Origin of the sequence: Streptomyces sp. NPDC032472 (genome assembly GCF_040636955.1) — a bacterium.
Lineage (GTDB): Bacteria > Actinomycetota > Actinomycetes > Streptomycetales > Streptomycetaceae > Streptomyces.
The window spans coordinates 36661-45268 of record NZ_JBEZVK010000053.1 but is presented as its reverse complement, the minus strand read 5'-3'; the positions used below and the strand labels follow the sequence as shown (position 1 = coordinate 45268).

Here is an 8608-nt window from a genome sequence, read left to right as displayed (position 1 = left end):
CGGGCGGGGGGGTAGGGGGGCGCCCCCCCGCCACCGCGCCGCCGGCGCCCAGCGGCCAGCCCCCCCCCCCGCGCCTCAAACGCCGGCGTGGCTGGATCGGCCGGACCCGGCTTCGAATGGCCCGGCTTCGAGGGGAGGGGCGGCTGGATCGGCCGGGGCCCGGCGGCGGGTCAGGTGCGGAGGTAGGAGGCGCCGTTGAGGTCCAGGATGGTGCCCGAGGACCAGGTGGCCTCGGGGGAGGCGAGGTAGAGAACAGCGGAGGCGACTTCCTCCGGCTCCGCGACCCGCCCGAACGGGCTCTGCGCGGTGATCGCCCCGCCCTCGGCGGAGGCGAGCCGGTCCGCGACCCGCTCGGTGGCGACGAAGCCCGGCGCCACCGAGGCGACCGCGATCCCGTGCGGCGCGAGCGAGACGGCCAGCGACTGCCCGAACGCGTGCAGCGCCGCCTTGGTGGCCCCGTACGCGGGATGGTCGGGCTCGCCCCGGAACGCGCCGCGCGACCCGACGTTGACGATGCGGCCCGCCCGCCCCTCGTCGATCATCCGCCGGGCGGCGCAGTAGCTGACGTTCACCGCACCGAAGAGGTTCACCGCCGCCGTGCGCTGCCAGGCCTCCTGCCATGCGGCGTACGAGGTGGTGGGCAGGGGGTGGGGCACCATCACCGCGGCGTTGTTGACCAGCACGTCCACCCCGCCCAGCGCGTCGGCCGCCTCGTCGACCAGGGCCTCGACGCGCACCGGGTCGGTGAGGTCGCCCTCGACGAGCACGTGCCCGTCCCCCTCCAGCGCCGCCAGTGTGTCCAGCGCATCCGCGCGCCGGGTGGAGCAGTGCACGGCCACCCGGTCCCCGCGCCGGGCGAACGCGGTGGCGATCGCCCGCCCGATGCCCCGGGACGCACCGGTCACCAGGACGCCCCGGTGCGGGGGTCCGACGTCGTCGGGTCGGCTCGTCGCGGCCATCGCGGTCTCCTTCCGCTCGCTGAACCGACTTTGACCGCACCAGCCGAGGAATGTCAACATTCGACATATGGACATCAACACGGCCGGCATGGGCCGCGCCCGCCGCCGCGGCCTGGCCGAGGAGGCTGCCGACCGGATCCGCGAGGCGATCCTCGCCGGGCACTTCCCGCCCGGCGCCCCGCTGCGCGAGGTCGAGCTCGCCCAGTCGCTGGACATCAGCCGGGGCTCGGTGCGCGAGGGCCTGGCCGTCCTCGCGCGCGAGGGGCTCACCCGCAGCGCCTGGCACCGCGGTACCAACGTCATCGAGGTCACCGCCCAGGAGGCGGAGGAGCTCTACGCGGTCCGTGCCGCCCTGGAACGCCTCGCCGCCCGCCTCGCCGCGGAGCGGGCTGGGGCGCAGGACACCGCCGAACTCGACGCGCGGGTCGACGAGATGGCGGCGGAGCTCGCCCGCGGCGCGGACGGCCCCCGGTTGCTCGCCCTCGACCTGGACTTCCACGACCGGATCCACCGCCTCGCCGGCAACCGCCGCCTGTACGACGGCTGGGCGGGCATCCGCTCGCAGGTCCACCTCTACCAGCTCACCCGCGTCCGCCTCGGCCACGAGGACTACCGCGCGGCCGTGGTCGAGGAGCACCGCGAGCTCGTACGGCTCCTGCGCGCCGGCGACGGGCAGGCGGCCCAGGAGGCCGCCGAGGAGCACGTGCTGTCGGCCTGCCGGGTGCTGTGCCGGCAGCTCGCCGGAACCGAGGCCGGAACCGAGGCCGGAACCGAGACCGGGCGGGAGGCCGGGACCGAGGCCGGGCGGGAGGCCGGGCGGGAGGTCTGAACACCGCCCGCCGGCCCGCCCGTGCAACGTCAGCGGCCGCCGCGCAGCCCCTTGCCGGCCACGGTGTTGCCGGTGACCGTGCCGTCCTCACCGGACAGCGTGACCGCGTGCCGCACCCCGTCGGGTCCGATCACCACGGCCAGCCAGCCGCTCTTGCCGCCCTCCTGGGGTATCGGCCGCAGCGCCTCGACCTTGCCGCCCTCCACGGCTGCGGCCGCCTTCTCCAGGGCCTGGGCCGCCGGCAGGGACGGAAGCGGCGCCGGGGCCTTCAGGCCGCCGCCGCCCGGCCGCTGCCCCGGAGCGGCCGGCGCCGGCCAGCCGCGCTTGCCGTCGACGATCGCCGGCTTGCCGCTCTTGTGCCGCTTGCCCGCGAACGGGCCGTCCCCCGGCTTCCCGCCGTGGCCGTGCTCCCGGCCCTCGGCCGCGAACCGGGCGGGGCCGCGCCCGCCGTGGTGGTGCTCGGCCACCGCCACCGCGGCGGCCCCGCCGCCGACCGCGACGACCAGCCCGAGCGCAACCCAGCGGGTACGGCCCTCGCGGACCAGCCGCACCACGCGGGCACGGCCCTGGCCCGCCGGAGCGGCGGCCTTCGTCTCCTCCGCGTCCGTCGCGGATTCCGAGGGCTGGGGACTGGACTGAGTCATGTGACTCCTCCTCGCGTTCTCCGGACACCGTGCCCGGCCCGCGCGATCCTGCCCGCCGGAAGCTGAAGCCCCGCTGAAGGCGGCTGAAGACCTCTTCAGCAACCCGGCCGCGCGACCTGAGACCCTGGTCCCCATGCGCGTACTGGTGGTCGAGGACGAGAAGCGGCTCGCCGCAGCCCTGCAGCGGGGGCTGCAGGCGGAGGGCTTCTCGGTGGACGTCGCCCACGACGGCCTGCAGGGCCTGTGGCTGGCCGCCGAGCACGACTACGACGCCATCGTCCTCGACATCATGCTGCCCGGCCTCAACGGCTACCGGGTCTGCGCCCGGCTGCGCGCGAGCGGCTGCGAATCGGGGATCCTGATGCTCACCGCCAAGGACGGGGAGTACGACGAGGCCGAGGCCCTCGACACCGGCGCCGACGACTTCCTGTCCAAACCGTTCTCGTACGTCGTCCTCGTCGCCCGGCTGCGCGCCCTGATCCGGCGCACCGGCCGGCGCAGCCCGCAGGTCATGGAGTTCGGCGACCTGGTGATCGACCCGGCCCGGCAGCTGTGCACCCGCGGCGCCGTCGTGGCCCGGCTCACCTCCCGCGAGTTCGCGGTGCTGGAGTACTTGGCCCGGCGCGCCGGAGAAGTCGTACCGAAACGGGAAATACTGGAGAACGTCTGGGACTCGGCGTACGACGGCGACCTGAACGTGGTCGAGGTCCACGTCAGCGCACTGCGCCGGAAGATCGACACGCCGTTCGGGCGCTCCGCGGTGGAGACCGTCCGCGGCGCGGGCTACCGGCTGGCGGCCGACGGTGGCTGAACCCCGCCCCCGCCCGGCCGCGGCCCTGCGCCGCCTCACGGCCCGGGCCCTGAGGGCACTCCGCCGACTGCGCCCCCGCTCCGTGCGCGCCCGGGCCACGCTCGGCGCCACGACCGTGGTGGCCCTCGCGCTCGGGGCGGCCGCCTTCGCCCTGGTCGGCGCGCTCGACGGCAACCTGGTGCGCGGTGCCCAGGCCGATGCCGAACAGCAGGCCCTCGCCACCGCCGCCCTGGCCGCTTCGGGCCGGCTCGAACCCGTACTGACCCCGGGGCGCGGCGCCGACTTCCTCCAGGTCGTCGACGCCAAGGGCCGCGTCCTGGCGGCCAGTCCCGACCTGCTCGGCCGGCCCGCCCTCACCCCCGTCCGCCCGGGCAAACCGGGCACCGTACGCGGCACCTGGAAGGCCGCACCCGCCCGCGGCGAGCACCGCCACCGCGTCGTGCAGGTCACCACCGTCACCGGACAGGGGCTGGTCACCGTCTACGCGGGCACCTCGCTGCGGCAGGCCGACACCGCGGACGAGACCATCACCGCCGCGCTGGCCGTCGTCGTACCGCTGCTCGTCCTCACGGTGGGCTTCGTCACCTGGCGGGTCACGGGCTGGGCGCTGCGCCCCGTCGAGGCGATCCGCGCCGAGGTCGCCGAGATCAGCGAACGCGACCTGCACCGGCGCGTGCCCGTCCCGCGCAGCCAGGACGAGATCGCCCGGCTCGCCGCCACGATGAACGCCACCCTGGACCGGCTGGAGGCCGCCGGGATCCGCCAGCGCCGGTTCATCGCCGACGCCTCGCACGAGCTGCGCAGCCCGATCACCGTGCTGCGCACCCAGCTGGAGGTCGCCCAGGCCCACCCCGATCCCGCCCTGTGGGGCGAACTGGTGGGCGGCGCCCTGGAGGACACCGTCCGGCTCCAGGACCTCGCCTCCGACCTGCTCCTGCTGGCCCGCCTCGACACCTCGGAGCCCGCGCCCGCCGAGGCGGTCGACCTCGCCGACGTGGCCCGGGAGGCCGCCCGGGCCCGGCGCGGCGACCGGATCCCCGTCGAGCTGGAGATAGCCGACGAGGCCACCGTACGCGGCAGCACCCTCTGGCTCTCCCGTCTCGTCACCAACCTCCTGGACAACGCCCAGCGCCACGCCGCGCAGCGCGTCCGGCTCTCGCTGCGTGCCGACGCCGCGCGGGGCACGGCCGTCCTGGAGGTCCGCGACGACGGCCCCGGCATCGCCCCCGAGGACCGCGAGCGCGTCTTCGAACGCTTCACCCGCCTCGACGACGCCCGCAGCCGCGACGAGGGCGGCACCGGCCTGGGCCTCGCCATAGCCCGCGACATCGCCACCCGCCTCGGCGGCACCCTCGACGTCGCGGACTCCCCGCAGGGCGCCCGCCTGGTGGCCCGGCTCCCGCTGGACGCCTGAGCCGGCACCGGCAGGCCGTTCCCCCCTCGTCACCTCGTCACCTCGTCACCTCGTCACCTCGTCACCCGGTCAACTCGTCACCCGGTCACCTCGGCATGCCTCGATTTGACGTACCCTCACCCATCGCTGCACCATTCCACTAACACATTAGTGGAATGGTGCAGGAGTAGGGCGGGCGATGATCGAGTTTCAGGTGGACCGGCACAGCGGGGTCGCCACGTACCTGCAGCTCGTCAACCAGGTCAAACAGGCGCTCAGGCTGGGCGTGCTGGAACCGGGGGACCGGCTGCCCACGGCCCGGGCCGTCGTCGAGGCGACCGCGATCAACCCCAACACCGTGCTGAAGGCCTACCGCGAGCTGGAGCGCGAGGGACTCGTCGAACCGCGCCCCGGCCGGGGCACGTTCGTCACCCGTTCCCTGTCGCGCCCCGAAGCCGCGGCCGACTCGCCCCTGCGCGCCGAGCTCCTCGCCTGGACGGCCAGAGCCCATGCGGCAGGACTGGGGCGCGCCGACATCCTGGCCCTCGTCGAGGCGGCACTCGCCGAGACGACGGCCCCCGCGCCCGCGCCCCGACCAGGCGCGGACGCACCGTCACGAGAGGACACCACGTGAACGACCCGACCGCCGTTCCGGCGCTCCGGGCAACGGCGACCGAACACGCCTACCGGGGGAAGAAGGCCCTGAGCGACTGCACGTTCGAGCTCCCGCCGGGCCGCATCGCCGCGCTCGTCGGCCCCAACGGAGCGGGCAAGAGCACCCTGTTCCACCTGATGACCGGTCTGCTGCGGCCCACCGGCGGCGAGATACGGGTCTTCGGCGCCGCCCCCGGCAGCCGTGAGGCCCGCGACCGTACGGCCTTCGTCGCCCAGGACCGGCCCCTCTACCCGACGTTCACCGTCGAGGACACCCTCGCCGTGGGCCGCAGGCTCGGCGGTCGCCGCTGGGACCAGGACAAGGCCGAACGCCTCGTCCGCGACGGCGGCATCCCGCTGACCGCCCGCGTCGGCACCCTCTCCGGGGGCAAGCGCACCCGCGTCGCCCTCGCCCTCGCCCTCGGCAAGCAGGCCGACCTCCTCCTGCTCGACGAGCCGCTCGCCGACCTGGACCCGCTGGCGCGCCACGAGGTGATGGGCCTGCTCATGGCCGAGGTCGCCGACCGCGGCATCACCGCCGTGATCTCCTCGCACGTGCTGCCCGAGCTGGAGCACGTCTGCGACCACGTCCTGCTCCTCCAGGACGGCCGCATCCGGCTCGCGGGCGACACCCAGGACCTCCGGGAGGCCTACACCCGCCTCACCGGCCGCGCCGACCCCGACACGTCCGACGGCCTGCCCCCCGGCGCCGACCGCTCCGCCGTCGTCCAGGCGACCACCACCGGCCGCCAGGTGACCGCCGTCATCCGCAACGCACCCGGCTCCGCCCTCCCCGCCGGCGCCGACGGGCGCTGGGTCACCGCCACCCCCTCGCTCGAGGAACTCCTCCTCGCCCACCTGCGCTCCACACCCCGTACGGACCCACCACCGTCGGCCGCGGCCCAGGCCCGGCCCACTGCGCAGACGGGAGCCGCGGCATGAACGGCACCCTCTGGCTCGCCTGGCGCCAGCAGCGCCTGCTGATCCTGGCCGGCCTCCTGCTCGTCGCGGGCTGCGCGGTCTGGGTCGTCCTGGAACGCGCGGACCTCATGGCGGCGGTCGGCGGCTACGACCTCTCCTCCTGCAAGGGCTGGAACGGCGCCTGCCGCTCCTCCACCGAGGTGGCCGTCTTCGAGCACACCCCGGGCATCCGGGTCCTGGGCACCGCCTCCGTGCTCCTGCCCGCCGTCATCGGCATGTTCGGGGGCGCCCCGCTGATCGGCCGCGAACTGGAACGGGGCACCGTCAAGGTCGCCCTCACCCAGGGCGTCGGCGCCCGCAGCTGGTTCGCCGCCCGCTTCGGCCTCGCCGCCCTCTGCGCCGCCGTCGTCTCCGCCGCCGTCGCCGCCCTCCTCGCCTGGTGGTGGGCGCCGATCTCCAACATGCAGAACGGCGTCTACTGGCACGACCCGTACATCCTCAACGGGTCCGGCCCCGCCGCCGTGGCCTGCTCCCTCTTCGCGCTGTCCGCCGGCACCGCGATCGGCCTGCTCGTCCGCCGCACCCTGCCGGCCATGGGCCTGACCGCCGTCGCGGTCCTGGGCACCACCGCCTTCCTGACCCTCTTCCGCCGCGACTTCGTCAGCCCCACCGACCGGGTAACCCCCGGCACGACGCCCAAGCAGCTCATCGGCAGCGCCTGGTCCGCCGGCTACCGCTACCTCACCCCCGACGGCGTCCAGCACCCGCTGGAGAACTGCACGTTCTCGGGTGAGGAACTGCGCGCCTGCATGGCCGAGCACGGCTACGTCGGCCGCGTCCACAAGGTCTACCCGAGCTCCGACTTCTGGACCTTCCAGGCGCTCGACACCGTGGTCTACCTCGGCCTCGCCGCAGCCCTGGTCGCCCTGACGGCCGTTCTGCTGCACCGCCGCCGTCACCTCGTCTGAGACCCGCCGCCCGACCGGCGCCCCACCCCCGTGGAGGCGCCGGCCGTCAGGCCCGTGCGGCGGGGTGCCTCAGCCGCGTTCCGGCAGGTCCGGCTCCGCCCGGACCGCGAAGCCGCGCCCGGCTGCCGGGGCCGCCGCGGCCCGAGTCCCGCAGAACGCCGCCTCCAGCGTGCCGCCCAGGGCGGTGTTGGCCTCACCCCGGTTGGAGGTGTTGGCCATCGCGGCCAGCGAGCGCCGGCCGTCCCGGGTGGCGAAGGCGTAGGTGTAGTAGCCCTGCACCGTGCCCGTGTGGCCGTACACCGACACCCCGCACGACAGGTCGTACCGGCGCAGGCCGAGTCCGTAGAACCGGGTGCCGGCGGCATCGGTCGGGCTCATGGCGAGCATCGCGTCCATCAGGCGCGCCGGCAGCAGCCGGCCGCCGAGCAGCGCGGACACGAAGGTGTTCAGGTCGGCGGGGTTGGAGATCATCGCTCCGGCGGCCTGCGCCCAGGACGCCGTCTGCTCGGTCGAGTCCACCAGCGGGGCCCCGGCCTCGTCGGGGTGGAGGTAGCCGCGCACGTGCCGGCCCCGCACGGCGGTGGCCGGGTGCACGTACGAGGTGTCGCGCAGCTTCAAGGGCCTGATGATGCGGTCCTCGTACTCCCGGCCCACCGGGTGCCCCGTGACCTTCTCGATGAGCATGCCGACCACCATGAAGTTGGTGTTCGAGTACCCGTACGCGGCGCCCGGCTCGGAGGTCCTCGGCTCGCGCAGCGCGAGGTCCACGAGCTCGCGCGGGGCGAACACCCTGGTGCGGACGGCCTCGAAGCCGGGAACGGTGCGCGCGAACATCGCCTCCGTGTAGTCCGCGAGCCCGCTGCGGTGGGTCAGCAGGTGGCGCACCGTGATCCGGTCGTCGCGCAGCAGCCCGGGCAGGTGGCGCACCACCGGGTCGTCCAGCCCCAGCCGGCCCTCGGCCACCAGCTGGAGCAGGACGACGGTGGAGAAGGTCTTGGTGACGCTGCCGATCCGGAAGCGGGCCTGCGGGTCCATGGGGGCGCCCGTGGACCGGTCCCGTACGCCCACCGTCCGGGCCAGCACCCGGCCCGGACCGGTGAAGCGGGCCATGGCGCCGGGCGCCCCGGCCGCGGTCGTGCTGCGCAACGCCCGGACGAGGGCCTCGGCATCGGGCGCCGGGGCCGGCACCGGGGCCGTGGCCGCGGCGGGTGGGGCGACGGCGTGGGCGGTGGCCGCCGGCGCCAGGGCGGCCGTCACGGCCAGCAGGACGGCGCCGATGGTCGGACGGCGGTGGGGGGACGGGCGCAACGGTGCTCCTCGACTGCGGTGAACTATGGGGAAAGGGGCAGAAGGTGGGGGAGGAGGGCGAAGTGGGGAGAAGGACAAGAGAGGGGAAGAGAGGGGGAGAAGGGGGATCGTACGGCCTGCC

9 protein-coding genes are annotated in these 8608 nt (G+C 75.3%); 6 read left to right on the top strand and 3 right to left on the bottom strand.

Annotated elements, in window-relative coordinates:
• Window positions 1-170: 170 nt before the first annotated feature.
• Complete coding sequence (locus AB0F11_RS28355; protein WP_362179451.1) at window positions 171-959, bottom strand: SDR family oxidoreductase; 789 nt, start codon at window positions 957-959, stop codon at window positions 171-173.
• A gap of 67 nt (window positions 960-1026) precedes the next feature.
• Between AB0F11_RS28355 and AB0F11_RS28350 the strand changes: the two genes are divergently transcribed.
• Window positions 1027-1788 carry a GntR family transcriptional regulator gene (locus AB0F11_RS28350; protein WP_362179448.1) on the top strand — a complete coding sequence of 254 codons (762 nt, stop codon included), beginning with the start codon at window positions 1027-1029 and terminating at the stop codon, window positions 1786-1788.
• A 29-nt stretch (window positions 1789-1817) separates the two neighbouring features.
• On the opposite strand, the gene AB0F11_RS28345 is transcribed toward AB0F11_RS28350, so the two are convergent.
• Window positions 1818-2432, bottom strand: coding sequence for a hypothetical protein (locus AB0F11_RS28345; RefSeq protein WP_362179446.1), 615 nt, complete (start codon window positions 2430-2432; stop codon window positions 1818-1820).
• A gap of 133 nt (window positions 2433-2565) precedes the next feature.
• On the opposite strand from AB0F11_RS28345, the gene AB0F11_RS28340 reads away from it, so the two are divergent.
• From AB0F11_RS28340 to AB0F11_RS28320, 5 genes are all read left to right on the top strand, one after another.
• Window positions 2566-3243, top strand: a complete 678-nt coding sequence (locus tag AB0F11_RS28340; RefSeq protein WP_362179443.1) for a response regulator transcription factor — start codon at window positions 2566-2568, stop codon at window positions 3241-3243.
• Window positions 3236-4657 carry a HAMP domain-containing sensor histidine kinase gene (locus AB0F11_RS28335; protein WP_362179439.1) on the top strand — a complete coding sequence of 474 codons (1422 nt, stop codon included), beginning with the start codon at window positions 3236-3238 and terminating at the stop codon, window positions 4655-4657. Before AB0F11_RS28340 ends, AB0F11_RS28335 begins: the two co-directional genes overlap by 8 nt.
• Window positions 4658-4835: 178 nt before the next feature.
• The gene (locus AB0F11_RS28330; protein WP_362179436.1) at window positions 4836-5270 is read left to right on the top strand and encodes a GntR family transcriptional regulator; all 435 of its coding nucleotides are present in this window, start codon (window positions 4836-4838) and stop codon (window positions 5268-5270) included.
• The gene (locus AB0F11_RS28325) at window positions 5267-6232 is read left to right on the top strand and encodes an ABC transporter ATP-binding protein (RefSeq protein ID WP_362179433.1); all 966 of its coding nucleotides are present in this window, start codon (window positions 5267-5269) and stop codon (window positions 6230-6232) included. The genes AB0F11_RS28330 and AB0F11_RS28325 overlap by 4 nt, the downstream gene beginning before the upstream one ends.
• Window positions 6229-7179 carry an ABC transporter permease subunit gene (locus AB0F11_RS28320; RefSeq protein ID WP_362179431.1) on the top strand — a complete coding sequence of 317 codons (951 nt, stop codon included), beginning with the start codon at window positions 6229-6231 and terminating at the stop codon, window positions 7177-7179. Before AB0F11_RS28325 ends, AB0F11_RS28320 begins: the two co-directional genes overlap by 4 nt.
• Before the next feature lie 69 nt (window positions 7180-7248).
• On the opposite strand, the gene AB0F11_RS28315 is transcribed toward AB0F11_RS28320, so the two are convergent.
• On the bottom strand, window positions 7249-8487 hold the full coding sequence (locus AB0F11_RS28315) for a serine hydrolase domain-containing protein (protein ID WP_362179428.1): 1239 nt from the start codon (window positions 8485-8487) through the stop codon (window positions 7249-7251).
• Window positions 8488-8608: the final 121 nt, after the last annotated feature.